Raw genomic sequence first — 26091 nt, 5'->3', positions numbered from 1 at the left:
GGCGATTGACCACCTTGTCGCACCGTCGCCGCGGCGTCGTACGGGAGAGGCCCCCATGACCACGGCGATCGCCCGGATCAATGCAGCTCCAGCGCGCTGGATGCAAGCGTTTTGACCGTCGCGACCCTGCGACGCTCTGCGTCGGTCCTAGAAAGAGCCCGCGATCTCGAGAGACGCCGGCGCGATCGTGAGCCTCACGGGAGGAGATGACGCGCGCTCTCCGTCGGCGCGCTCCGGGCCTGCGCCAGCGACAGTGAGGTAGATCGAGATGCCGCCGGCGAGCACGGCGGCGCCCGCGAGCAGGTCGGTGGTGAGCGCGAGCGCCTCGCTCCTCGCCCGCGCTCGCTCGACGGCGCGGGCGTCGCCGGGATACCGATCGAGCTCCGCGTCGAGATCCCCGGAAGCGCCGAGCGCCAGGAGCCCGGTGGCGGCCGCGCCCACGGCGAGCGCGCCGGTCGCGAGCCAGGGCAACACGGGCACGCTCCGCTGCTGGCGAGGCGCGCGGTCCATCCGCAGCGCGCCCGGCGGCGCCGGCGCGCCGCCCGCGCCCTCGCCGGGGCCGTGCAGGGCTCGCGCCTCGGGGAGCTGGATCTTGAGCCGAACGTGATCGCCGCCGGCCACGTCGACGACCCTCAACACGGCCGGGCGGCCCGGCGCCTCGGCGACGATGCGGCGGCGCCCGGCGCTCATCAGAAGGGGCTCAGCGAGCGGCGTCTTGCCCGCCGGCACGCCGTCCACGGAGATCTCGACGTCCGGCGCCGAGGTCGAGATCTCCACCGTCGCGACGCGGCTCCGCAGGATGGCGATGTCCCGCTCCACCTCGGCCCGCCGCCCGCCCGGGAGCTGCTCGCCACCGTCGGCGAGGTACCTCTCGAAGGCGCGCAGCGCGCAGGCGTAGTCCTTGAGCTGATAACACGTACCCGCGATGTTGTAGAGCACCTGATATGCGGGCGCGAGGTCGTAGGCGCGGCGAAACTCGGTGAGCGCAGCGCCATAATCCACCTCGTTGTAGAGCTCGACGCCTCGCCGGAAGCGGGCGTCGGCCTCCTCGGTCTTGTTACCGGCAGGCTGAGCGAACGCGCCGAGCGGGGCGCTGAGCACGATCGCGGCGCAGAGGGCGAGCGCTCTCGGGGTCTTCATCGGGCGTACGGGCTCTCCAGATCGATCCCCCGCTTCGGCTTCTGCTCGGCAGGCGGCGTCGCGGGCGCGCTCGACGGCGGCGCGGCGGACGCAGGCGGCGCCGTGGCGACGCTCGCCGGGGCGCTCCGACCGATGGCGGCGAGCCTCCCCGGCTGCGCTTCCGGTGCGCTCTTCAACGCGAGGCTCAAGAAGAGATCGTTGCTCGCCGTGACCTCCTCTTCCTGCGCGAGGAAACCCGGCGCCTCCGCGCGGATGACGTGCGCGCGGCCATCCCTGGCGAGGCGGCCCTCGTAGGCGCCGGTCGACATCGGCGAGCCGTCGATGGAGACCTTCGCGTCGGCCGGCGAGACGCGGACGACGAGGCGGATGGCCTCTTCCTGCTTCGGAGAGGGCTCCGCCGCAGGCTGCGCGGCGACCTGCGCCTCCTGGTGATCGCTCGCGGCGATCCGCCATGGCTGCGCGCGCAAGACCCCGACGCTCACGGCTCCGCCGATGGCGACGAAGGTGACCGCGATCACGACTATCGTGCGGTTCGGGCGCGCGGGGCGCTCCTTCGCGCCGGTCATGCTGACCGAGGGCAGCATCGAGCTCCCGTCCGAGGAGGCGCTGACCGCCGCGGGCGCGGTCAAGGTCGGCGTCATCGACATCGGACCGGCGCTCAGCTTCGGCAGGTCGGGCGCCGGCGTGACCCTCGGATAGCTCCCGGTCCAGCGCACGCCGCGCAGCTGCTCCTCCACGACTTGCTTGATCCGCGCCCTGTCGTCGGCAAACTGGCCGGCCACGATCTCGCCGACCTCCCGCGCGGACATGCCCCGGTGGCGCTCGCCGAGCCAGCGCTCGAGATCCGCCTGCAGCTCGGCCGCGGAGGCATGACGGTCCTCGAGCGCGGGCGCGAGCGCCTTCTGGCAGATCCGCTCGATCTCGGGGTCGAGCTCGACCCTGGACGCCTCTTCCGCGAGCCGCGGGACCTCGCCGATGGCGAGCCGCCCGAGGATCGCGAGGTCGTTGAAGCCCTTCCACATGCGCCTCCGGGCGATCGCCTCCCAGAGGATCACCCCCACCGAGAAGACGTCGGAGCGCCGGTCGACGCGCTCTCCGCGCGCTTGCTCCGGCGACATGTACGAGACCTTGCCCTTGAGCGTTCCGGTGCGCGTCTCCGTCAGCGAGTCGGCCGCCTTGGCGATACCGAAGTCGACAACCTTGATCACGCCATCATAGGTGACGAAGATGTTCTGGGGGCTCACGTCGCGGTGGACGACGTGGATCGGTGTTCCGTCGAAATCGCGCAGGTTGTGCGCGTAATGGAGCCCGGCCAGCGCGTCGCACAGGACGCGAACCTGGAGCGGGAGCGGCACCTTGTCGTGCCCCATGCGGGAGCGAATGCTGCCGAGCGGCTGGCCGTCGAGGTACTCCATGGCGATGAAGAAGCGCGCTCCCTCGTCGCCGACCTCGTACGTCTGAACGACGTTCGGATGATTCAATCGGGCCGCGAGCCGCGCCTCGTCGAGGAACATGGCAAGGATATCGGCGTCCTCCACGAGCTCGGGCCGCACGCGCTTCAGCACGACGAGCTTGTTGAATCCCACGGGGCCCTGGGCGACCGCGAGGCAGACGTCGGCCATACCTCCCCTGCCGATCTCGGCGATCGGGCGATATTTCCGCCAACCATTGGGATCGCTGGGAGCGCTCATTCGACCTGTGCCGGATCGATCCCCAGAGGGAGGCCAGCCCGGCCCGGAGAATGCCCGCGACCTGTTACCTCGAAGCGGCCGTCATGTGACGTTCTCGCGAATGCGATGGCCTGTCAGCGACGGTGTCGCCACGTCCCGGTCGGCCGGACAGCGCGGTCCTGCCTGACAGAGACGTTTCCCTTGCCATCGGGTGATTGCAATGAACCACGAGCGCAGCCCCGTCGATTCACCACTTGCCGCCACCCTCGCGCTGGCCATGGGCGCGCTCGCCACGAGCGCCCTCGCGTGCTCGCTCATCATCGAGCAGCGGGACGTGCAATGCACTTCCGACGCGGACTGCGCGCAGTTCGACGGCGCCATCTGCGATCGCACGGACAGCACCTGCGTCCCCTCGTCGAGCGGCTCAGCCGGCGGCGAGGGCGACGACCCGACAGGCGGGTGCGCGGCGGCCGACAAGCCGACCGTCGAGATCACCGGGGATATCACGGAGGATTTCACGCTCAGATGTGACAAGAAGTACATCCTCAAGGGCCAGGTGAACGTCTCGGCCGGGGCGACGCTGACCATCGAGAAGGGCACGACCGTGCTCGGCGAGACGAACCCGCAGGTCCCCGCGACGCTCGTCGTGCACCCCGGATCCAAGCTCATCGCCGTGGGCACCCGGGATGAGCCCATCGTGTTCACGAGCAGCAAGGCCCCGGAGGATCGCAGGGCCGGCGACTGGGGCGGCGTCATCCTCCTCGGCAACGCGCCGACCAACCACGTGGACGCGAACGGCGCACGCACCCCGGGCCAGATCGAGGGGTTGACGAACAACGGGCGATACGGGGGCATCGACGAGAACGACTCGAGCGGCACGCTCAAATACGTGCGCATCGAGTACTCCGGCGTGAAGCTCGCGCCGAACAACGAGATCAACGGGCTCACCCTCGGCGGGGTCGGCAGGGGGACGATCATCGATTTCGTCCAGGTGAGGCACGTGTCCGACGACTGCTTCGAGTTCTTCGGGGGCACGGTGAACGCAAAGCACCTCGCCTGCCAGTACAGCGGCGACGACGCCTTCGACTGGGACCAGGGGTATCGCGGAAAGCTCCAGTTCCTCGTGGCGCAGCAGGACCCGAACGTCGCGGAGGAGACGAACGGGTTCGAGGGGGACAACGACCCGCTCGCGCTCACGCCGGCGCTCGAGCCCCGGAGCGAGCCGACGATCTACAACGCGACGCTCTGCGGGAAAGGCGTGGACGTGGGCAAGGAGCAGTACGGCATCCTGCTCCGCCGGTCGACGAAGGTGAACATCGCCAACACGATCGTCACGGGCTTCGAGTCGGGCCTCGACGTGCGCGACCCGGATCCCGAGCAGAACATAGCGAGCTCGATCTTCTTCAATCTGGTGAATGACCTCGCCTACGCCGAGACGACCGACGGGACAGGCATCCTCCAGGACGACGACGGCGGCTTCGATGAGATCGCGTTCCTGAGCGAGCCCGATCGGAAGAATCGGCAGGAGGACCCGGGTATCCAGGGCTGCTTCGACCCGTCCGCGCCGGTGTTCGGCCCCGCGGCGTCCCTGACCAAAGACGCGGTCGTGCCGCCGGACGGGTTCTTCGACGCGAGCGCCGCGTTCATCGGGGCGTTCAAGGATGCGAGCGACACATGGGCCACCTCGGGGAAGTGGGCGGTGTGGAGCCCGAACTGAAGTACCTCCCCGGATTTTTCGGGGGAATTCTCAGTACGAGCGTCGCAGAGCGGCGGTCACCCGCACAGGAGACGGGTCCAGATCGGCGTTTTCGGCGCGGAAGCGCACTCCAGTGCGCTGAGCACCGAAAACGTCGAGATGGGCCCGTATCCGAAGCGGGTGACCGCCGCTCTAGCGCGGGCAGCGCTCCAGCCGCCGGGCGAGATTCCCGCGCTCCGCCGACTCCGCGCCTCCCCGCGCGCGCAGCGCGAGCGCGAGCGCGCGCGGGAGATCGAGGGCCGCGCCGCGCGCGCGCATCTCCAGATAGGACCGCTCGTAATCGCGAGGGACCCGCAGCGACCAGTTGTGGTCGCCCACCGTCCCGGGCGTGTTGTAGATCTCCTTCATCCCGAGCAGATCGGCGAAGAAGACCATCACGTTCGACGCCGGGCTGGCGAACAGGTCGGCGAGCTTGGCCAGCGCCAGCGCGCGAGGGTCGGACGCGAGCGCGCGCGCCATCGCGCCCTCCTCGGCCGGCGAGGGCGCGAGGCGCGTCGCCAGATACGCCGCCTGCCGCCCCAGCGCGGAGGCGCGCTCCCAGGTGTCGAGGAGCCTCCAGAGCGGCGGCGTGTCGTGGGTCCCCACCATGATCCAGTCGGCGGGCGCGGCGTTCTCGCTGCGATAGACGTCCTTCGGGTTGTCGAGATCGGCCTTCTGCGTGACCCGGAAGCGCCCCAGCCCGTGCCGATCAAGGACGGCCCCGAGCGGGTACGGGAGCGTGCTCAGGACCTCGCACACGACGTCGGAGATGGCGCGCCCGCGGGCCTCCGCGCAGCGCGCGATCGTGTCGAAGATGACGCTGTAGCGCCCGACCTGCTCCGGAGACAGCGAGGTGACCCAGTCGTCGGCATACCGGGGCACGGCGCGGTTCAGCTGCCCGGGAGAGACGATGGCGTACCGCGCGAGCAACGGGTGCTCCGGCAGGTCGGGCGACGAGAAGAGCCGCGCCCCGCCCTGGACGGCGCGGAGCGGATCGGGGGCGTCGGCCGCATAGACCCAGGGGCAGACGAGCCCGTGCGGGTGATCGAGGCGCACCCCGTCGAACTCGTCGAACATCTTGTCCATCCGCGCCCGGACGAGCGCGAGCCCGCCGGACGACGCATCCGCGTACTGCGCGGGATCCAGGACAGGGTAGCTCCACACCTGGCCCTCCGGGTTGGTCCGGCTCGGCGGGGCCCCCATCAGATACCCCCTGAGGAAGACCGATTGATAGGCCCAGGCATCCTGAGGCGAGTAACCTATCTGCAGATCGCCGTAGAGCTTGAGCCCGAGATCGGCCGTCACCGTCCGGAGCGCCGCGTGCTGCTCGTGCGCGAGGAGCTGGCAGAAGGCGTAGAAGCGGAGCTCGTCGCGGTACCTGTCGAGGAGCGCTCTCCTGCGCTCCCCGCACGCGACCACCTCGCCAGGGCCAGGCGCGTAGAGGCGCCGGTCGAGATCGGGCTCGCCAGACCAGCCGTGAAACCAGCCGCTCCGGTGCTCGGCGCAGAGCGGGCCGTAGAGCCCGTCCCTCTCGAGCCACACGGCGTTCCGCCGCGTAAAGGCGTCGAGGCGGCGCTCGAGGTCGCCAAGATCGCCGAGATCGCCGCGCCTCCGCCGGCCCTCGAACGACGCGTACGCCTCGCGGAGCGCGGCGCGCTGCGCGCGGTAGGCATGGCCGTGCTGCGCGCGCGCCTCGCTGCCAGGAGGCCGCCCGGCGACGATCTCCCGGAGCGACTCGGGGCGGAGGAGCGCGCCAGAGGGGCCGTCCTCGACCAGCCCGGCGAGCGCGATCGACAGCGTGCTCCGCGAGAAGATGGTGCCGTCATAGGGAGACGCGTTGTCGGCAGAGGTCTCCCCCTGCGGCCCCAGCTGGACGCCGTTGAAGCCGAGATCCCGCGCGAACCGGAGGAATCGGCGCCCCCCCTCGGTGTTCGGGGACCCGCGCCCGATGTCCTCCGCGTCGTCCGAGGGAAAGCTCGGATCGTGGATCGCGAGCACGAGGTTGCGGATGCCCAGCAGCCCGAGCGCGGCCTCGACGAGCCCCCGCTCGTCATCGCCCCATCGAGCCTCGGCCGGCGCCGTTTCGCCCCTGTCGTTCCCGACGTCCTTCATCGAGGCAAGGTATAGCGATGAACGGATCGGACCGCCAACGCGCAAGGCGAAGAGACCCTCCTGCCTCGGAGATGTGATTACACCGCTGTACGGCAAACCCCGAATGCGGCTGTCAGGCCCCGAGGCGCGTGCCTGCCGCGACTCCCGAGGTCGCGCTCGTGGCCTCCACCATCGGCAGCGTGAAGAAGAACGTGCTGCCCTCGCCCACCTTGCTCTCGACCCAGATCCGCCCGCCGTGCACCTCGACGAGCGCCTTCGCGATCGAGAGGCCGAGCCCGGTGCCCTTGTGGGCCGTCTCCTTCGCCTGCCAGTAGCGCTCGAAGATCCGCGCCCGCTGGTCCTCCGGGATGCCCGGGCCGGTGTCCCGCACCGAGAGGCGCACCTCCCGGCCCCACGGCTCGGCCCGGATCGCGACCTCGCCGCCGGCCGACGTGAACTTGATCGCATTGCCGACGAGGTTGGCGATCACCTGCAGGATCCGCTCGCGATCGCAGAGCGCCCGATCGACGCCGAGCTCGACGCTCTGCTCGAGGCGCAGCGACTTCTCCGCCGCCTCCTCCCGCAAGAGCTCGATGGCGTCTCCGAGCAGGCCAGCGACGTCGTGGGGCACCGGCTGGATCGAGATGTGGCCGCCGTCGAGCTTCGCCAGGTCGAGCAGATCGCGGATGAGGCGGTTCATGCGATCGGCCGCCTTCTGGATGCGCTCGACAGGGCGCCGCACGTCGACCGCCTCGTCCGCGCCCGGCAGCTTCCGGCGCAGGAGGCTCGTGTTCATGACGATGGTGGCGAGCGGGCTCTTGAGATCGTGCGACACCACCGCGACGAGCTCCTCCCGGGCCCGGATCGCCCGCTGCGCGCTCTCGTACAGCCGCGCGTTGTCGATCGCCAGCGCGGCCCTGCGCCCGAGATCCTCGGCGAGCGCCCGGTCCTCCACGCCGTACATCAGATCGTCGCGGCCGGACGCGATGGTGAGCACGCCGAGCATCGTGCCGCGCGTGACGAGCGGCACGGAGATGTAACGCCGGAGCCCGAGCTCCATGAGGAGCGCCTCGCTCGCCGACACCGGCGGCTCGCTGTCGTACGAGCCGCGCTCGCTCGCCGGGGCGAGGGGCGCGCCGGCGACCTCGCAGAGCGCCGCCTCGCCCGTCTCCAGCACGCTGGCGACGCCGGACGGGAGGACCGAGTCCATCGGCGTCTGGCCCTGCAGGAGGCGCGCGAGCTCGCTCTTCTGCGGATCGGCGTGGACGACGACCGCGCGCCGGAGCATCGCCTCGCGCTCGATGATGTCGACCATGCACCAGTCCGCGACGAACGGGACCGGCAGGCGCGCGACGCGCACCAGCGTCGCCTCGTAATTGAGCGAGCTCGAGAGCAGCCGGCTCGCCTCCGAGAGGAAGGCCGCGCGCCGCTGCGCCGCCTCCGCCGCCGCGCGCCCCGCCTCCGCGGCGGCGAGGTTCCGCGCCCGCTCGCGCTCGTTCTCGATCATGCGGGCGTAGAGCAGGCGGTGCACGAGCGCCGTGCGGAAGGTCGCCGTGAGCCGGCGCATCATGCCCCGGTACCGGGGCGCGAACGGGGGCTCGCTCTCGAAGCAGAGGAGGAGGCTGGACGCGCCGCTGTCGCCCTGCCCCTCCAGCGAGAAGTGCCACGTCACGAGCCCGGGCCGCGCGAGCTCGGGGTACGGCAAGGAGAGGCCCGCGCCCCCGCCGTTGGGCTCGCCCGGCGCGGCGGGCGAGCGCGGCGGGATGGGCAGCGCGCGCGAGCTCGCCGACAGGCCGGCGGCGTCGAGGAGCCGCGGGGCCCGCGGGGCCGGCTCGACGAGCACGAGCACGGCGATGCAGCTCAGGCGCTCGGCGAGCCGCTCCAGGAAGACCGCCATCGACTGGTGCGGATCGAAGAGGTCGAGCGCCGCGACCGTGAGCTCCTGGAGGACGCTGAGGAGCGCCAGCCGTTCCTCCTGGATCTCGTGCTCTTCGCCGCTCGCCATGACAGGGCTCCAACCGCTCCCGCGCTCAGGCCCCCAGGGCGAGCACGACAGCGGTCTTGTTGTGAAACTGCGGTACTCCTCGGCCCAGCGTACCGACTTCTCCAAACGTCAGACATCCCATCACCGGGACGCTCTCGCCGAGCTCGCTCTCGAAGGTGGTCAGCTCGTCGCGCACCGTGTCGCCGAGCATCATGCACCGCGAGATGCAGTCGAACACGAACGCGCCGGCGATGGGCCCGGCCACCGCCTCGCGCGCCGTGGTCGCGGCCTCGCGCGCGGCGCCGACGAGGCCGATGGGGTCGCCCTCCATGACGCGGATGAGGCACCCGTCCGGGACCTCGCCGACGCAGTAGAGCCCCCCCGGCGAGACGACGCGCAGCGGATCGCGGATGACGTGCTCGCCGTCGGCCTGCGGGATGCCGAGCGGGTGGGTCATGGCGAACGTGGCGAAGCCGTCGATGTTCACCTGATCCCCCCTCGCCCGCGCGGTGCGCTGGTAGACCGAGAAGGCGCCCTCGTACTCGAGCTCGGCGAGGACCGTGCCCTCGGCGCGGGTGACCATCGTGGGCGGGCCATACGGCCGGAAGCCGTGGCGGATGCCGGTCGCCATGCGCGCCGGCGAGTCGATCGCGACGACGACCACGCTGTCCGAGTAAGCGCTGCCGCCAGCGAACTGCGCGGTGCGCACGAAGCGGAGGTTGTCGCCCGCGCCGCCGCCGGCCCAGACGACGCCCGTCCCGCCGACCTCGACCGCGCCGCGCACCACGTCGGCGGCGTTGCCCGTGACCGCGTCCGGCAGCACGATGAGCGCGCGGCTCCACCCGGGAGCGACGGACGACGGGAACGCCTCGAGGGCGCGCGAGGCGGCGAGCACGCCGGCGCGCCGCCCGTCCTGGCTCACCGGCTGCGCGACCCCGACGCCGACACGCACGGTCTCCGAGGCGACGAGCCCCACCACGAGCCCCTGCCGGAGCAGCCGGCTGCCGGCGAAGACCCCGGCCGTGCAGCACCCCGCCCAGGGGACGCCCGGCAGCTGGCTCGTCACGGCCGCGGCGAGCGCGTCGGCGTCGTACTGGTCCGTCGATAAGACGAGGGCGAATGCCGGTCGCGCCACATGCTCCGTGCGGGAAGCCCCGCGGAGCGCCGTCGCCACGGCCTCTGAAGCAGCCTCTCTCGGATCCGCCGCGGAGCTCGCCCCGACAAATACCTGTGTCGCCATGTTCCCTCCCCCCATCGGAATTTCGGCACTCGCGTTATACTGGAGATTCATCCGATCGTCACGGCGGGTGATTGTCCCGTGATGTCATCCGTACAGGGCGCTCCCGTTCGTCGAGCGACTCACGATTTTCCCGGCGCGACGCTCCTCGCCGAAGAGCCAGGCAGAGCCGTGAGGAGGCCCGCGGAGCGCTGATCTGCGAGGAGAGAGGGAGGCGCCTGACACCAAGGGGGCAGGACCCTCATCCTCCAATAAGACAACGCGCGCTGCAAGCTCGGCAGACACGCCGGACACACTCGAGTCGGCCGTACAGGAGCAATCAGGGTCTTGCGCAAAACCTGGACAACACGGCATCACACGGCAGGATCGTGGCATTGCGAACCGCGCTCGATGGGGCCTTGATGCCCGAGGCGGAATCAAGGCGAGTCCACGGCGCGCTGCCAGGCGAGGCGTGGTCGTTCCGTCCGACGAGAGACGGTGAACCCGGAACCTCGCCGGTCATGGGATGTTTCGGGAACAAGCTCAGGGATTCGCCCGCAAGAGCGAGTACGTCAGGGGGTGCCAGAACCCGCCCTGTTTCGCCCCCGGAGCGGCCCCGACGGCGACAAGCACGAACCCCTGACCGTCCCCGATGTCGGCGGCCGGCACGTCGCTGCTCGCCAGGATCTCGCGCATCGGCACCGACGACGTCACCGTCCCCTCGATGGGATCGCGGGTCTCGATCGCGACCTCGTCGAGCGCGCCGAGGTCGCTCACCGAGAGCCCGGTGGACGGCGGGAACGGCGCGATCGCGCCGTAGGAGAGGTCCTGCGCGAGCGTCACCCCGGTCGCGTCGTCGCGCCCGGGCGTCAGGTCCACATGGACCACCGGCGTCGCCGCGCTCGCGTGCGCGACCTGCAGGCTCAGCTTGCCGAACGTCGTCCGCCGCGACATGGCGACCGCGACGAGGCCGGCGGTCGGCGTGTCGATCGTGTAGGCGTCGCCGCAGCCTTCCTTCTCGCTCTCGTGCGTGTGCCCCTCGCCGCCGAGGCATCCGGTGGCGACCAGGAGGAGGCTCTTCTCCTCGGCGAACACGGGCGCCGGCAGCACGGGGAGCCCCGCGGCCACGATCGGGGCCGCGGGGCTCCCCGTGCCGCCCGCGAGCGCGAGGATCTCCGCGCAGTCGAGCCCCTCCGTCGCGCGGAGGTCGCCGGCGATCACGTGCGCGCGCAGGCTCGTCCCCTCGGGGATCGCCGCGCCGAGCGGCTCGACCTCCTGGGCCTGGGCGAACGCGAGGCCCGCGGCGGCGCCCGGCCAGGGGTCCACGCCGGCGCCCGTCCCGTCGGGGTACGCGAGGAAGCAGAAGCGGACCGCGTCGTGATCGCTGATGCCGTTCACCACCGTGAGCCTCGTCGGCCCCGGCGGCTCGACCGCGCCGCCGCCCGCGCCCGTGGTCGTCGTCGCGCCGCTCGTCGTCGCTCCCGGGCCGCCGCCGGCGCCGGAGGTGGCCGCCCCGCTCGATGGATCCCGGCCGAGGACGCGGTGGTCCTGCGTGCAGGCTGCCGCGACGGCAAGCGAGATCCCCCCGAGGCAGGCCCATCCGGACGAACGAACTCGGTGCAGCACGCTGCGAGCTTACCGTGCTAGGCGGGGTCGATGCGGGTCCATCTCACCGCGCCGGCCGCCGCCGCCGTCCGCCGCGGCCACCCATGGGTCTACCGAGACGGCATCGCGGACGGCGGCGGGCACGGGAGCAAGCGCGGCGAGGGCAAGCGCGGGGAGCGCGCGCACCGCGGCGGCGCCGCGGCGTCGGGCGACGTCGTCGAGCTGTCGGCCGAGGGGGCGCCGTTCCTCGGGCGAGGGCTCTGGGACGCGGACTCGGCGATCGCCGTCCGCGTCTTCCAGCGCACGCAGGCGCCGCAGCTCGACGAGCGGGCCATCGCGGAGCGGCTCGATCGCGCCTTCGCCCTGCGCGACGGCTGGTTCGACGGCCGCGACACGACGGCCTACCGGCTGTGCAACGGCGAGGGGGACCGGGTGCCGTCGCTCGTCATCGATCGGTACGACCGCGCCGCGGTGATCCGCCTCGACGGCGACATACTGGCGCCCTGGCTCGATCGCCTGCTCCCGCACCTCGCGCGCGCGCTGGGCGCCCGCGGCGTGCGCTCGATCGGCCTGCGCGCGCGCGCGTCGGCGGCGGGCGAGGACGCGGACGGGAAGAAGCTCGCGCACCTGCACGGGCCGCCGCTGCCGGATCGCCTCTTCGTGAGGGAGACGGGGGTCGCGATGGAGGTCGATCTCGCGCGCGGGCAGAAGACGGGGGCGTTCCTCGACCAGCGCGACAACCGCGCCCGCGTGCGCGCGCTCGCGGCCGGGCGCCGGCGCGTGCTGAACCTGTTCAGCTATGCGGGGGGCTTCTCGGTGGCCGCGGCGCTCGGCGGCGCGGGCCGGGTCACCTCCGTCGACGCGGCGTCGGCCGCTCACGCGTCAGCGCAGCGCACGTTCCGCGAGAACGGCGTGGATCCGGCGGCCCACGAGTTCGTGACGGCGGACGCGTTCGACTTCCTCGAGAAGGCCCGCGCGCGCGGCGACCGGTACGATCTCATCCTCTGCGACCCGCCGAGCTTCGCGCCGAGCGAGCGCGCCAAGCCGCGCGCGCTCGGCGCCTACCGGCGCCTGCACGCCGCGGTCGCGCGCGTGCTGGATCGAGGTGGCCTGTTGTGCGCGGCGTCGTGCTCGAGCCACATCACGGCGGAAGACTTCCTGGCGACGCTGGACGACGCCACGCTGGAGCGGGACGACCTGCGGATCCGGGCGATCCACGGGCAGCCGGAGGACCACCCGACGCTGCCGGCGTGGTGGGAGGGGCGGTATCTGAAGTTCGTGGTGCTGGAGTGACGCGCTGACGCGCCCGCCGGATTCGCCGCGCGTTCAGGGGTGCGCGCCCGGACGGGCCACGGCGCAGCAGAGGTGGCCGGAGCCGGCCGCCGCGAGACCTCCGCCGGAGATCACCTGCGGGTCGAGGCGATTGACCACCGGACAGCCAGTGACGCAGGCGCTGCCGGCATAGCGGAAACGGCTGTCCGTGGAATTCGCTAATGACCCCTGCGCTGCGGGCCTGGCGGAAACGGCTGTCCGTGGAATTCGCCAATGACCCCTGCGCTGCGGGCCTGGCGGAAACGGCTGTCCGTGGAATTCAATGTCGTTCACAAAGGCATGACCGACACGCGCCGCGGCCGTATCGGCTTCACCGTCCGGCGCTCCGCGGGATCGGCAGCATCACGCCTCGACGTCTCCGAGCGCCTCCAGAGATCGGCCTTCCCGGGCCACGCTACTACACTGGCCCAGTATTGTCCATTGCTCAGCCAACACACGGCTCACGCGTGACGCGCGACGCGCGACGCGCGACGATAGCGAGCGATAAAGTCGATTCGAAGCAGGGAATCGATCGAGCGCACCGCCATAGCCCGCGGTATCTTTGGAGAAGAGCCGCGCCGAGCGGTCCATGAGCTCGGACGCGGTAGACAAGGGGGATCTATCATGACGACGCTGAAGATCACCCCGGAGCAGATGCGCTCGCGCATCGCGCGGTTCGGCGAGCTCCGGGCTTACGTGAATCACACCGTTGACACCAGCATCCCACAGGAGGCGTTCGACGCCGTGAACCCTCCTCTGTATCTCCTGATGGCGCACGCGGCGGGGGACGCGCGCGAGGGGACGGCGCCGGCCATCGTCGGCCCCAAAGGCATGAGCGTGGGCATCGTCAGCTGCAGGCCTGGCGACAAGGTCCCTCTGCACGCACACCGTCGCTCGAGGGAGGTATTTCTGTGCCTCGCTGGACGCTTCGCGCTGCGCTGGAACGAGGGCGCCACGGACGAGACGACGCTCGAGCCCTTCGATATGATCGACGTGCCCGTGGGCGTCTACCGGCAGTTCGAGAACGTCGGCCAGGAGCCCGGGCTGCTCCTCGCCATCATCACGGACGAGCGCGAAGACGAGCCGGGCGACATCGTCATCGCGCCCGAGGACAGGGCGCGCTTCGCCGAGCGCTTCGGGCCCGCAGTCCTGGAGAAGCTCACGGCGACGACTGGTATGCTCTTCACCGATCCTCCCACAGAGTAGCGCCTGCCCTCGCGGTCCATCCGCGGACAGCCCCCGCCGAGCCACGGCGGCGCCGGCTGTTCAGGGCCAAGCCCCGTCCCCTGCCGGCGCCGCGCCGCGCCGACAGCGCAGGGCGCGGCACGGATGAACGGATGAACTGGCTCGGGCAGGAGCTCGGACATGATCGAGATGTGCCTTGCGCTCATCGCACGAACGATTTTGATCATTCCGCTTGGCAATATTTCGATAAAGGATCATTATTAATTCCGTAGACCAAGGAAACGTGTCGCCGGGGGAGGCGAAGACGTCGAGTTCTCGCGTGATGGTTCCGTGACAGGCGTACGCCTGATGCGCGCTCGGGGATGAATTGCGCGCTCGGGACGAGGAGCGCCATGTCACCGAGGACATCGCTGAGCCGACAGCCGGCGCGCGAGCGAATGGAGTGCCTGACGACCTGCATGGGTGCCGCCTACACGGCGCGCGTGAGCCCATTGCGAGGGCCTCTCCGAACGCTCGGAGCGGGAGGAGGGAGGTGCTCTCTGACATCAACGGACAGGAGGGCATGCGCCATGGTTGAGCTGACTTACGCGCCACTTTCCTTCGAGCAAGAGACGAAATGGCTCCTCGCTCGAGTCCATGGTCCCGCGCCGTTCATCCATGAAGGCGGCGCGGCCTGGCTCGACGGGGATCTCGATGTACCCAGGCTGCGCCGCGCCATCGAGGCGATATCGGCGCGCCACGAGCCGCTCAGGACCTCCTTTGTCGAGCGCGAGGGAGAGCCGGCGCAGGTCGTCAGGCCCGCGGTGGCGATCGACCTCAGAGAGGTGCACCTGGCCCCGGACCTACAGCCCACCTCGGACGAGGCGGCGCTCGCGGCCGCCCGCGAGGAGGCCGCTCGCCCCTTCGATCTCGAGCGTGCCCCGCTCTGGCGGGTGACGCTCATCCGGGCGCATCCGCGCCGCCACCTGGTCGCGCTGTCCCTGCACGGCCTCGTCTGCGACGGCGCCTCCAGCGTGGGGCTGTTCTTCTCGGAGCTCTGCGCCCTCTACCATTCCATGACGCCTCCGGCGCTGCCCATGCTTTATCAGGACCACGTCCGGCGGCAGCTCGACCGCGCCGCCGGCGATCGCCTCGACGCGCGGCTCGACCACTGGACACGGGAGCTCGCCGGCGCGCCGACTGCCCTGGATCTCCCGACGGACCGGCCGCGGCCCGCCGTGCCTGCCTTCGACGGAGGGTCGGTCGAGCGCGCGCTCGATCGATCGCTCCTCCTGCGCCTCGAAGCGGCGGCCCGGGACGAAGGAGCGGGCCTGTTCACCGCGCTGCTCGCGGGGATGCTGGCTGTCCTGCACCGGATCACCGGTGAGGAGGATGTCTTGATCGGCACGCCCCTGCCCGGGCGCGATACGCCGGACATCCGGGAGCTCATCGGCCTCTTCGGCGGCCCGGTGATCGTGCGGGGCAGGTTCGGCGCACAGCCCTCGTTCCGACAGCTCCTGCGCCAGGTACACCGCTCCATCGAGGAGGGCAGAGCGAACAGCGAGGTCCCCGCCAGGGCGCTGCTGGAGAAGCTCGCCGCGCCGCGCGACCCGGGCCGCACGCCGATCGTCCAGGTCCTCTTCGCGGCGACGCCCCCGAGCCCCCCGCCGTGCAATGGGCCGCTGCTGGCGCTGACCCGAACGGACCTCGCTCTGCCGTACGTCGCTCATGATCTCGTGGTGAGCGTCGAGGACGCCGCCGAACGGGTCGTCGCGAGGCTCGATTACCGCCGCGATCTCTTCGAGCAGGCGACGGCGGTCAGGGTGCTCGAGCACTGGCAGGCGCTGCTCTGCGGCGCTGCCGAGGGCCCTGATCAGCGGATCTCGGATCTGCCTCTCCTGTCGGCCGACGCGCGGCGGCAGCTCCTCGTCGACTGGAGCAGCGGCGCGGCGACGGCCCCGCCGCGCGAGCTGGTCCACGAGCAGGTCGAGGAGCAGGCGCGCCGCGCCCCTTCCGCCGCCGCGGTGGCGTTCGAGGGCGAGCGGCTCACGTATGCCGAGCTGGATCGGCGGAGCAACCAGATCGCCCACCTCCTCAGGAAGAGCGGCGCCGGGCCCGGCGCGCTCGTCGGCATCTGCCTGGAGCGCTCGCCGGACATGATCGTTGCCGCGCTCGGCGTGCTCAAGGCGGGGGGCGCGTACGTCCCGCTCGACCCCGCCTATCCGCCGGCTCGGCTCGCGTTCATGCTGGAGGACGCGAAGGTGTCGGCGCTCCTGACCAGCGACGACCTCGTCAGCCGCGTGCCGAGCCGCGGGCTCAGCGTCGTTCGCCTCGACGCGGATCGGGCGATGCTCGATCGCGAGCCCGTGGACAAGGTGCCTCCGGCCGCTGGCCAGGCGCCGGACGACCTGGCGTATGTCATCTACACGTCGGGCTCGACGGGCCGCCCGAAAGGCGTGCTCGTGGAGCACCGCGGGCTCACCAACCTGGTCGCCTGGCACAGGCGGCGGTTCGCCCTGTCCAGCGCCGATCGAACCACCCTCATCGCCAGCCCGGGCTTCGACGCCTCGGTCTGGGAGATGTGGCCCTCGCTCTGCTCCGGCGCCTGCCTCTACATCCCCTCCGAGCCCCTCCGCCGCTCGCCCCTGGAGCTCCAGCAGTGGCTGCTGGAACAGCACATCTCCGTCTCCTTCGTCCCCACCCCCATCGCCGAGGAGCTGCTGCGCCTCGACTGGCCCGCTCGCTGCTCCCTGCGCGCCCTGCTCACCGGCGGCGACAGGCTACGGCGCTGGCCTCACCGCGCCATCCCCTTCGAGGTCGTCAACAACTACGGCCCCACCGAGGCCACCGTCGTCACCACCTCCTGCGCCCTCCCCAGGGACGCTCACGGCGACCGCGGCCCCTCACGCGAGCCGCCCATCGGCAAACCCATCGACAACGTCGGCGTCTACGTCCTCGATCCCCGACGCCAGCCCGTCCCCATCGGCGTCCCCGGCGAGCTCTACATCGCCGGCGACGGCCTCGCCCGCGGCTACCTCCACGACCCGCAGCTCACAGAGGACCGCTTCCTCCCCGACCCCTTCTCCTCCGACCCCGGCGCGCGCATGTACCGCACCGGCGACCTCGTCCGCTGGCGGCATGACGGCGACATCGAGTTCCTCGGCAGGCTCGACCACCAGGTCAAGATCCGCGGCTTCCGCCTGGAGCTCGGCGAGATCGAGGCCGCGCTCAGGCAGCATCCCGCCCTCGACGACGCCGTCGTCCTCGCGACGGACGACGCCCACGACGACAGGCGCCTCGTCGCCTACGTGGTCCCGAAGAGCGGCGGCGGAGCCTCCGCGCGAGGCATGGAGGGAGTGGAGGCGTCGCCGGCAGCGCTCCGCGCTCACCTCCAGGGCCGGCTGCCCGAGTTCATGGTGCCGTCCACCTTCGTCGCGCTCGACGCGCTGCCGATGACGGCGAACGGCAAGGTCGACCGAGCGGCGCTCCCGGCCCCCGGCCCCGCGCGGACCGCGCTGGCGCACGCCTTCGTCGCGCCTCGCTCTCCCGTCGAGCGGGCGCTCGCCGAAATCTGGCAGGAGGTGCTGCGGCAGGAGCGCGTGGGGGTGCATGACAGCTTCCTCGAGCTGGGCGGCAGCTCTGTCCATGCCGTGCGGCTGCTCTCCCGCGTGCGCAGCGCGCTCGGGGTCGAGCTCGCGTTCCAGGAGCTCTTCCGCCGCCCGACCATCGCCGAGCTCGCGCCCCTCGTGAGGCAAGAGCCCGCGGCGCGCGGGGCCGAGCGCGCGATCTCGCCCGTCCCGCGCCTCGGACCGCTGCCCCTGTCCTTCGGGCAAGAGCGCCTCTGGTTCCTCCAGCGGCTGGCGCCGGAGAGCCGGGCCTACAACTGCCTGTTCCCGTTCCGCCTGCGCGGGCGCGTCGATGTCGGAGCGCTGGACAGGAGCCTCCGCGAGCTCGCGCAGCGGCACGAGATCCTTCGGACGACCTACGCGGAGCGCGACGGGCGGCCGGTCCAGATCATCGCCCCGCACAGCGCGTCGCAGCTCAACGTGATGGATCTCCAGCACCTCTCCCCGGAAGAGCGGGAGGTCGCGGCGCACCAGCGCATCAACGCAGAGGCGCAGACCCTCTTCGACCTCGAGCGAGGCCCCCTGCTCCGGGCATGCCTGCTCAAGCTCGGGCCGGAGGACCACATCCTGTGGCTCCACCTCCATCACATCGCGACCGACGGCTGGTCCATCGAGCTCGCGTTCCGCGAGCTCGCCATCCTCTACGACGGCCACCGCCGGGGCGCCCCCGCGGCGCTGCCCGCGCTCGCGATCCAGTACGCCGACTTCGCCGCGTGGCAACGCGAGCAGATGAGGGACAGCGCCCGCGCAGAGCTGCTCGCCTGGTGGAAAGAGCGGCTGCTCCACGCGCCGCCCCTGCTCGAGCTGCCGAGCGATCATCCGCGGCCGGCGATCCAGAGCCTGCGCGGCGCCACCGTCTCCTTCCGGATCGACGCGCCGCTCGCGGAGCGCCTCGGGGAGCTCAGCGCCCGGCGGGGGATGACGGTGACGATGGTCCTCATGGCCGCCTTCGCCGTCCTGCTGCACCGCTACACGCAGCGCGACGACCTCTTGATCGGAATGCCGAGCGCCAACCGGGCGCGCATGGATCTCGAGGAGATCATGGGCTTCTTCGTGAACATCGTGCCCCTGCGCGTCGATCTGTCCGGCGACCCGAGCTTCGACGAGCTGCTCCAGCGGGTGCGGCAGCTGTGCCTGGAGGCCTACGAGCACGACATGCTGCCCTTCGATGTGCTCGTGCAGGAGCTGAGGCCCGAGCGCAGCCCGGGCTACAACCCGGTCGTGCAGATCGTCTTCGCCCCGCAGAGCCCGGCGGAGCGCGATCTCGCGCTCGCCGGGGTCGAGGTCCGTCCCATCGAGGCCGACGCCAAGAAGACGATCTTCGACCTCTCGCTGTACTCCTGGGAGGGCCCCGACGGCGTGACGGGGATGCTCGAGTACAGCACCGATCTCTTCGACCGAGCGACGATCGAGCGGATGGCGGAGCACCTGCTGACGGTGCTCTCCACCGCGGCCTCGGCGCCGGATCAGCCGGTGTCGTCGCTGCCGCTGCTCACGCGCGTCGAGCAGCGGAGGCTCGTGATCGAGATGAACGACACCGCGGTCGACCCTCCAGGAGACCGGTGCGTCCTCGACCTGTTCGAGGAGCAGGCGGCGCGCGCGCCGCATGCCCTGGCCGCGGTGGCCGAGCGCGGCTCGTTGACGTACGGCGAGCTCGATCGCCGAGCGAACCAGCTCGCCCACCGCCTGCGCGAGGCCGGCGTGGCGCCGGGGACGGCGGTCGCGATCCACGCAGAGCGGTCGCTCGCTCTCCTTGTCGGCATCGTCGGGATCCTCAAGGCTTCCGGGGCGTACGTCCCCTTCGGCCCCGAGAGCTCGAGCGAGCGGCTGGAGCTCATGCTGAACGACTCCAGGGCGCCGGTGCTCATCACCGGGGCGCGCCTCGCCGACCGCATCCCCGCGTTCGACGGCGTGGTGATCCGCCTCGACGCCGACGGGCGGGCGCTCACCGGGCAGCCTGATTCGGCGCCGCCGAGGGCCACAGGCCCCTCCGACCTGGCGTATGTCATCTACACGTCGGGCTCGACGGGCCGCCCGAAAGGCGTGCTCGTGGAGCACCGCGGGCTCACCAACCTGGTCGCCTGGCACAGGCGGCGGTTCGCCCTGTCCAGCACCGATCGAACCACCCTCATCGCCAGCCCGGGCTTCGACGCCTCGGTCTGGGAGATGTGGCCCTCGCTCTGCTCCGGCGCCTGCCTCTACATCCCCTCCGAGCCCCTCCGCCGCTCGCCCCTGGAGCTCCAGCAGTGGCTGCTGGAACAGCACATCTCCGTCTCCTTCGTCCCCACCCCCATCGCCGAGGAGCTGCTGCGCCTCGACTGGCCCGCTCGCTGCTCCCTGCGCGCCCTGCTCACCGGCGGCGACAGGCTACGGCGCTGGCCTCACCGCGCCATCCCCTTCGAGGTCGTCAACAACTACGGCCCTACCGAGGCCACTGTCGTCACCACCTCCTGCTCGCTCCTCCGGGGCGCCCCCTCCGACCGCGACGCCTCACGAAAGCCGCCCATCGGCCGGCCCATCGACAACGTGCGTGTCTACGTCCTCGACCCGCGCCGACAGCCCGTCCCCGTCGGCGTCCCCGGCGAGCTCTACATCGCCGGCCAGGGCCTCGCCCGCGGCTACCTCCACGACCCGCAGCTCACAGAGGACCGCTTCGTCCCCGACCCCTTCTCCGACGCGCCCGGCGCCCGCATGTACCGCACCGGCGACCTCGTCCGCTGGCTGCTCGACGGCGACATCGAGTTCCTCGGCAGGATCGACCACCAGGTCAAGATCCGCGGCTTCCGCCTGGAGCTCGGCGAGATCGAGGCCACGCTCAGGCAGCACCCCGCCCTCGACGACGCCGTCGTCCTCGCGACGGACGACGCCCACGGCGACAGGCGCCTCGTCGCCTACGTGGTGCCGGGCAGCGGCGGGCAGCGCGCGGCGCACGACGCGGGCCTCCAGGCGGGCCACGTCACGGAGTGGCGCGCGCTGTACGACGATACCTACGCGAAGGACATCGCCGCCGCCGATCCGGATCTCGACACGACGGGCTGGAACAGCAGCTACACGGGCGCGCCCATCGAGGCGGCGGAGATGCGCGCGTGGCGCGATTTCACGGTCGAGCGGATCCTGTCCTTCCAGCCGAAGCGGGTCTGGGAGATCGGCTGCGGGACAGGCCTCCTGCTCCTGAAGACGGCGCCCCGCTGCGAAGCCTACCTGGGGACCGACTTCTCCGAGCAGGCCATCTCCCTGCTCCGCCCCAGGCTCGCCGCCAGGGGGTATACCCACGTGACGCTGGCGCGCCGCGAGGCCAACGACTTCAGCGACGTCGAGCCCGGGAGCTTCGACGCGATCGTCCTCAACTCGATCGTGCAGTACTTCCCCGGCGCCGACTACCTGCGATCGGTGATCGAAGGCGCCGTCCGCTCGGTCGCCCCCGGCGGGCTCGTGTTCATCGGCGACGTGCGGAGCCTCCCCCTGCTCGAGGCGTTCCACGCGTCGGTGCAGCTCCACCGTGCGGCGCCGGACACCGCGGCCGAGGAGCTGCGTGGCCGGGTGCGGCGGGCGATCTCGACCGAGGAAGAGCTCGTCGTCGCGCCCGACTACTTCCGCGCCCTGCGCGGCCAGATCCCGGGCGTGAGCCAGGTGGAGATCTGGCTCAAGCGCGGCCACGGCGCCGAGGAGATGACCCGCTACCGGTACGACGTCGTGCTGTTCGTGGGCGAGGCGACGGAGCCGGCCGCGATCGCTCGATCGATCGGCGGGCCGGCGCCGGCGGACATCGACGAGATCGAGCGATCGCTGCGGGAGGACCGCCCCGAGGCGCTGGAGGTGCTGGGCATCCCGAACGCGCGCGTGCACGCGGACGTCGCCCTGGCAGCGGCGCTCTCGACGGCGAGCGGGACCAAGGAGGACCTCTGCGCCGCGGGCCCCGAGCGCGCCGGCGCCGCGATCCAGCCGGAGGCGCTCTGGGAGCTCGGCGGCAGGCTGGGCTACGCGGTCCGCGTCACCTGGTCGCGGACCGGAGGCCCGGAGCGCATGGACGTCCTCTTCGAGCGCGACGGGGATCCGCGGAGGCCGCGCGCCCTCCTCGGCGCGAGCATCGCCGAGGGACAGGCGCGCTCGCCGCTTGTCAACGACCCGCTCCGCGCGAAGCAGGCGCGCGCGCTCCTCCCGGCCCTGCGGGCGTTCCTTGCGGCGAAGCTCCCCGAGTACATGGTCCCGGCGATCTTCGTGAAGCTCGACGCGCTGCCGCTCAACGCGAGCGGGAAGGTCGATCGGCGCGCGCTCCCCGCGCCCGAGCGCCCGACGCCGAGCGCCGAGCCCAGGACCGCCGCGCCGGCCTCGGACATCGAGGCCGTCCTGAGCGAGATCTGGCGCAAGGTGCTCGACCTCGACCGCGTGGGGCTCGATGATCGGTTCTTCGAGATCGGCGGCCACTCGCTCCTGCTCGTGCAGGTCCAGGCCGCGCTCCTGGCGCGCCTCGGCCGGAACGTGCCGATCGTGGAGCTGTTCCAGCACCCGACGATCCGCAGCCTGGCCGCTCACCTCGGGGCGGCCTCGCGGGCCGCGGAGGCAGACGAGACCGCGGCGCCGGCGCCGCCGACGCGCCCCTCGAGCCGCCGGGCCCCCGCGCCGGAGCGCAAGGCGGCGCCCGCGAACGCCGTCGCGATCGTCGGGATGTCCGGGCGCTACCCCAGGGCGCGCGACGTCGACACGCTCTGGTTCAACCTGCGCAACGGCGTCGAGGGCATCCGCTTCTTCACGCCCGAGGAGCTGGAGGCCTCGGGCGTAGATCTGGACCTGATCCGCGCGCCGAACCTCGTGCCGGCGTGCGGCGTGCTGGACGACGCGATGTGCTTCGACGCGCGGTTCTTCGGCTACAGCCCGAACGAGGCGATGCTCATGGACCCGCAGCACCGGATCTTCCTCGAGTGCGCCTGGGAGGCGATGGAGAGGGCCGGCTACGATCCGCTCTCGTGCGAGCAGTCGGTCGGCGTCTTCGCCGGGAGCGAGGCCCCGCTGTACTGGCTGGAGCGCGTCGGCATGCCCAAGGCGCCGCTGAGCGCCGATTACTACCGGATCGTCACCGGGAACGTCGCCGACGGCCTGACGACGCGGGTCGCGTACAAGCTGGGCCTCCGCGGCCCCGCCGTGACGGTGCTGACCGCGTGCTCGACGTCGCTCGTCGCGGTGCACCTGGCCTGCCAGAGCCTCGCCACGAAGGAGTGCGACATGGTCCTCGCGGGCGGCGTCGTTGTCCTGCCGCCGACGCGGCTCGGCCACGTCCACGAGGAGGGCTCGCTCGCGTCGCCGGACGGACACTGCCGGCCGTTCGACGTCGACGCGCAGGGGACGGTGGCCGGCAGCGGCGTGTCGGTGGTCGTGCTCAAGCGGCTGGAGGACGCGCTCCGCGACGGCGACCACATCCACGCCGTCATCCTCGGATCCGCGGTCACCAACGACGGCTCGCGCAAGGTCGGCTACGCCGCGCCGGGCACGGACGGACAGGCGCAGGCCATCCTCAGGGCGCACGCCGCCGCGGGGGTGGAGCCGGAGAGCATCACCTTCGTCGAGGGCCACGGGACGGGCACGAGGCTCGGCGATCCGATCGAGGTCGCCGCCCTGTCGCGCGCCTTCAGAAATGGCACTGACAAAGTCGGGTTCTGCGCGCTGGGCTCGCTGAAGAGCAACCTGGGGCACCTGGGGGCGGCCGCCGGGGTCACCGGGCTCATCAAGGCCGCGCTCTCGCTCGAGCACGAGCTGATCCCGCCCACGCTCCACTTCCGGCGCCCGAACCCCGAGCTCCACCTGGAGAGCAGCCCGTTCTTCGTCAACGCCGCGCCGCTCGCCTGGAAGCGCGGAGCGCGCCCGCGCCGCGCCGGGGTGAGCGCCTTCGGGATGGGGGGCACGAACGCCCACGTGGTCCTGGAGGAGGCGCCCGCGATGGAGCCGTCCGGCCCGTCGCGGGCTTGCCAGCTGCTGGTCCTGTCCGCGCAGACGAGCGAAGCGCTCGAGGGCATCACCGATCGGCTGGCCGGGCACCTGCGGCACGCGGCGCGCGTCCCCCTCCCCGACGTCGCCTTCACGCTCCAGCAGGGGCGGGCGCGGTTCGCGCATCGCCGCGCCGTCGTCTGCCGCGACCCGGTCTCGGCGGCCGCCCGCCTGCGAGCGCGCGATCCCGCCCACACCTTCAGCGACGTCGCCGAGGGCCGCTCGCCGAAGGTGGTGTTCCTCTTCCCCGGCGGAGGCTCCCAGCGGGTGGACATGGGGCGAGAGCTGTACGGGAGCGAGCGCGTCTTCCGGGAGAGCCTCGATCAGTGCGCCGCGCTGTTCCAGCGCGCGCTCTCCATGGATATCCGGGCGCTGCTCTTCCCGGGCCCCGAGGAGCGGGAGCGCGCGGCCGAGCAGCTGCGCGCCCCCTGCGCGAACATGGCGGCCATCTTCTCGACCGAGGTCGCGACGGCCCGGCTCCTCCTGTCGTGGGGCATCCGCCCGGCGGCGGTCAGCGGACACAGCCTGGGCGAGTACACAGCCGCCTGCGTCGCGGGCGTGCTGTCGCTCGAGGCCGCGGTGACGCTCATCGCGGCGCGCGGGCGCCTGTACGAGCAGCTGCCCAGGGACGTGGCGACGCTCGTCGTGCATCTCTCCGAGGACGCGCTGATCGATCGGCTCGGCGACGGGCTCTCGCTGGCCGCCGTCAACGGCCCGGAGGTGTGCGTCGTCTCCGGGACGCTGCCGGCGATCGAGCGCCTCGAGCGGGAGTGCGCGCGCGAGGGCCACGAGACCCGGCGCTTGCCGATCGCCACGGCGGCGCACTCCTCGCTCGTCGGCCCGCTCGCGGACCGCTTGACCCAGCTGGCGGCCTCGCTGGAGCGACGCGCGCCGGCCATCCCGATGCTCTCGAACCTCACCGGCGCGTGGATGACGGACGCCGATGCCCAGGATCCGTCCTACTGGGCTCGGCACCTCCGGGGGACCGTCCGCTTCGAGCGAGGGCTCGCAGCGCTGCTCCGCGACCCGGATCACGCCTTCGTCGAGGTCGGGCCCGGGCGGACGCTGGCCACGCTGGCGAGCCAGCACCCCGACGCCGGCGCGGGGCGGCTCATTGTCACCACGATGGCGAGCTCGGGCTCCGATCGGACGGACCTGGAGGCGCTGCTCGCCGCCGTCGGCCAGCTCTGGTGCGCCGGCGCCGACGTCGACTGGGCGGCGTTCTCCCGGGACGAGCGGCGCCGGCGCGTCCCGCTGCCGACGTACCCGTTCAAGCGCACGCCGTACATGCTCGGCGCCTCGCGCCCGGCGCCCGCGACGATGGCGGCGCCCTCGTCGGCGCTCGACAGCAGCGACGCGGCGTCGCTCCCGGCGCCTGCGACGGAGCGGGTCGCAGCGAGCTCCGAGCCGAGGGCGGGGGCGCCTGCGGATCACGTGGCGCGCGCGATCGCGGACATCTTCAGGGAGGTGCTCGGCGTGGCCAAGGTGCGGCCGCACGACAACTTCTTCGACCTCGGCGGGGACTCCTTGAGCGCGATCGCGGTGCGGACCCTGATCAAGGAGCGGCTGAAGGTCGAGCTCCCGGTGCACGCGCTGCTGGAGCTCCGCACCGTCGCGGCGCTCGCCGAGCACATCCACGAGAGCCAGCCTCCCAGCGCCTCCGCGCCGCCCACCTACAGGAGCGCCAGCGTCGCGTCGGGGCGCGGGCGCGGCCGGCTCATCGTCCCGCTCCACGTCGGGTCGCACCGCAGGGCGCCGCTGTTCCTCGTGCAGCCCATCGGCGGCACGATCTTCATCTACCGCGAGCTGGCGCGGCAGATGGGCGCCGACCTGTCCATCTACGGGATCCGGGCGTCGGGGATGGAGCCCGACGAGCCCGTCTTCACCGAGATCCCCGCCATGGCGGCGCGGTACGTTCAAGAGCTGCGCGCCGTCCAGCCGGAGGGCCCGTACCTCCTGGGCGGCCACTCGGCCGGCGGCGTGATCGCCTACGAGATGGCGCAGCAGCTCCTGGCGGAAGGGAAGAAGGCGCAGCTCCTCCTGCTGGACACCGGATCCCTGGCGTCCGTGCGGGGCGCGTCGATCGAGAGCGCCGACGACGTGCTCCGGCAGCTGATCGGGCTCAAGGACGCGGCCCCCAAGGCGTACCAGGGCTTCGTCGCCGCGCTCCGGGAGGACGCGCCGTTCCGCGCCATCGTGCTGAGCACCTGGCGCGCCATGACGCGCTACGAGCCGGGCCCGACGGAGGCCAGCGTCCTGTTCGTGCGCGCGCGCGATCAGCTCGGCGCGAGCGAGCCCGACGACGTCGACTACTGGAGGGATCTCACCCGCGGGCGGTTCGTCATGCACCAGGTCCCGGGCAACCATTTCACCATGATGGAGCCGCCTCAGGTCGCGTCCGTGGCCCGCGTCGTCCGGGCGCACATCACGGCGCGGAGCCGCGTGCGGGCCAGGATCCCCGAGAGCACCGCGCGTTCGGGGTTGAGCCGGTGGAGCTCCCGGAGAAGCGGCCCGGACAGCAGCCCCGACAGCGGACAGGCGAGGACCTGAGCCGGTCGAGCCGGCGCCGC

The 26091-nt window shown here is 72.0% G+C and carries 10 protein-coding genes; 4 read left to right on the top strand and 6 right to left on the bottom strand.

What is annotated here, in order from left to right; genetic code table 11:
* Window positions 1-147: 147 nt before the first annotated feature.
* Complete coding sequence (locus WME95_RS01965) at window positions 148-1140, bottom strand: PEGA domain-containing protein (protein WP_437906762.1); 993 nt, start codon at window positions 1138-1140, stop codon at window positions 148-150.
* A complete protein-coding gene (locus tag WME95_RS01960; protein WP_437906761.1) occupies window positions 1137-2831 on the bottom strand; it encodes a serine/threonine protein kinase in 1695 nt (564 codons plus the stop codon). The genes WME95_RS01965 and WME95_RS01960 overlap by 4 nt, the downstream gene beginning before the upstream one ends.
* Window positions 2832-3030: 199 nt before the next feature.
* On the opposite strand from WME95_RS01960, the gene WME95_RS01955 reads away from it, so the two are divergent.
* The gene (locus tag WME95_RS01955; RefSeq protein WP_437906760.1) at window positions 3031-4527 is read left to right on the top strand and encodes a hypothetical protein; all 1497 of its coding nucleotides are present in this window, start codon (window positions 3031-3033) and stop codon (window positions 4525-4527) included.
* 171 nt (window positions 4528-4698) lie between these two features.
* Here the strand turns inward: WME95_RS01955 and WME95_RS01950 are convergent, their stop codons facing one another.
* The 4 genes from WME95_RS01950 to WME95_RS01935 all read right to left on the bottom strand — a co-directional run bounded on the left by WME95_RS01950 (window position 4699) and on the right by WME95_RS01935 (window position 11462).
* Window positions 4699-6657 (bottom strand): 4-alpha-glucanotransferase, encoded by a 1959-nt coding sequence (locus WME95_RS01950; RefSeq protein ID WP_437906759.1) that lies wholly within the window; start codon window positions 6655-6657, stop codon window positions 4699-4701.
* Window positions 6658-6769: 112 nt separating this feature from the next.
* Window positions 6770-8641 carry an ATP-binding protein gene (locus WME95_RS01945; RefSeq protein ID WP_437906758.1) on the bottom strand — a complete coding sequence of 624 codons (1872 nt, stop codon included), beginning with the start codon at window positions 8639-8641 and terminating at the stop codon, window positions 6770-6772.
* Between the two features lie 25 nt (window positions 8642-8666).
* Entirely contained in the window at window positions 8667-9755 is a 1089-nt protein-coding gene (locus WME95_RS01940) for an FIST signal transduction protein (protein WP_437549013.1), read from the bottom strand.
* Between the two features lie 624 nt (window positions 9756-10379).
* Complete coding sequence (locus WME95_RS01935; RefSeq protein WP_437906757.1) at window positions 10380-11462, bottom strand: hypothetical protein; 1083 nt, start codon at window positions 11460-11462, stop codon at window positions 10380-10382.
* Between the two features lie 30 nt (window positions 11463-11492).
* Between WME95_RS01935 and WME95_RS01930 the strand changes: the two genes are divergently transcribed.
* From WME95_RS01930 to WME95_RS01920, 3 genes are all read left to right on the top strand, one after another.
* On the top strand, window positions 11493-12734 hold the full coding sequence (locus tag WME95_RS01930) for a class I SAM-dependent rRNA methyltransferase (protein WP_437906756.1): 1242 nt from the start codon (window positions 11493-11495) through the stop codon (window positions 12732-12734).
* 642 nt (window positions 12735-13376) lie between these two features.
* Window positions 13377-13958 carry a cupin domain-containing protein gene (locus WME95_RS01925; RefSeq protein WP_437549007.1) on the top strand — a complete coding sequence of 194 codons (582 nt, stop codon included), beginning with the start codon at window positions 13377-13379 and terminating at the stop codon, window positions 13956-13958.
* A gap of 548 nt (window positions 13959-14506) precedes the next feature.
* Window positions 14507-26071 carry an amino acid adenylation domain-containing protein gene (locus tag WME95_RS01920; RefSeq protein ID WP_437906755.1) on the top strand — a complete coding sequence of 3855 codons (11565 nt, stop codon included), beginning with the start codon at window positions 14507-14509 and terminating at the stop codon, window positions 26069-26071.
* The last annotated feature ends 20 nt before the right edge of the window (window positions 26072-26091 follow it).

The organism is Sorangium sp. So ce327, from assembly GCF_051530205.1.
GTDB classification, from domain to species: domain Bacteria; phylum Myxococcota_A; class Polyangia; order Polyangiales; family Polyangiaceae; genus Sorangium; species Sorangium cellulosum_B.
This window is presented reverse-complemented; position numbering and strand designations above follow the sequence as displayed.

What these genes read in the sequence shown, in the direction of transcription:
- WME95_RS01965 (WP_437906762.1), bottom strand. Translation starts at nt 1,140, where the DNA reads ATGAAGACCCCGAGAGCGCTCGCCCTCTGCGCCGCGATCGTGCTCAGC.
- WME95_RS01960 (WP_437906761.1), bottom strand. Translation starts at nt 2,831, where the DNA reads ATGAGCGCTCCCAGCGATCCCAATGGTTGGCGGAAATATCGCCCGATC.
- WME95_RS01930 (WP_437906756.1), top strand. Translation starts at nt 11,493, where the DNA reads ATGCGGGTCCATCTCACCGCGCCGGCCGCCGCCGCCGTCCGCCGCGGC.
- WME95_RS01955 (WP_437906760.1), top strand. Translation starts at nt 3,031, where the DNA reads ATGAACCACGAGCGCAGCCCCGTCGATTCACCACTTGCCGCCACCCTC.
- WME95_RS01925 (WP_437549007.1), top strand. Translation starts at nt 13,377, where the DNA reads ATGACGACGCTGAAGATCACCCCGGAGCAGATGCGCTCGCGCATCGCG.
- WME95_RS01920 (WP_437906755.1), top strand. Translation starts at nt 14,507, where the DNA reads ATGGTTGAGCTGACTTACGCGCCACTTTCCTTCGAGCAAGAGACGAAA.
- WME95_RS01950 (WP_437906759.1), bottom strand. Translation starts at nt 6,657, where the DNA reads ATGAAGGACGTCGGGAACGACAGGGGCGAAACGGCGCCGGCCGAGGCT.
- WME95_RS01945 (WP_437906758.1), bottom strand. Translation starts at nt 8,641, where the DNA reads ATGGCGAGCGGCGAAGAGCACGAGATCCAGGAGGAACGGCTGGCGCTC.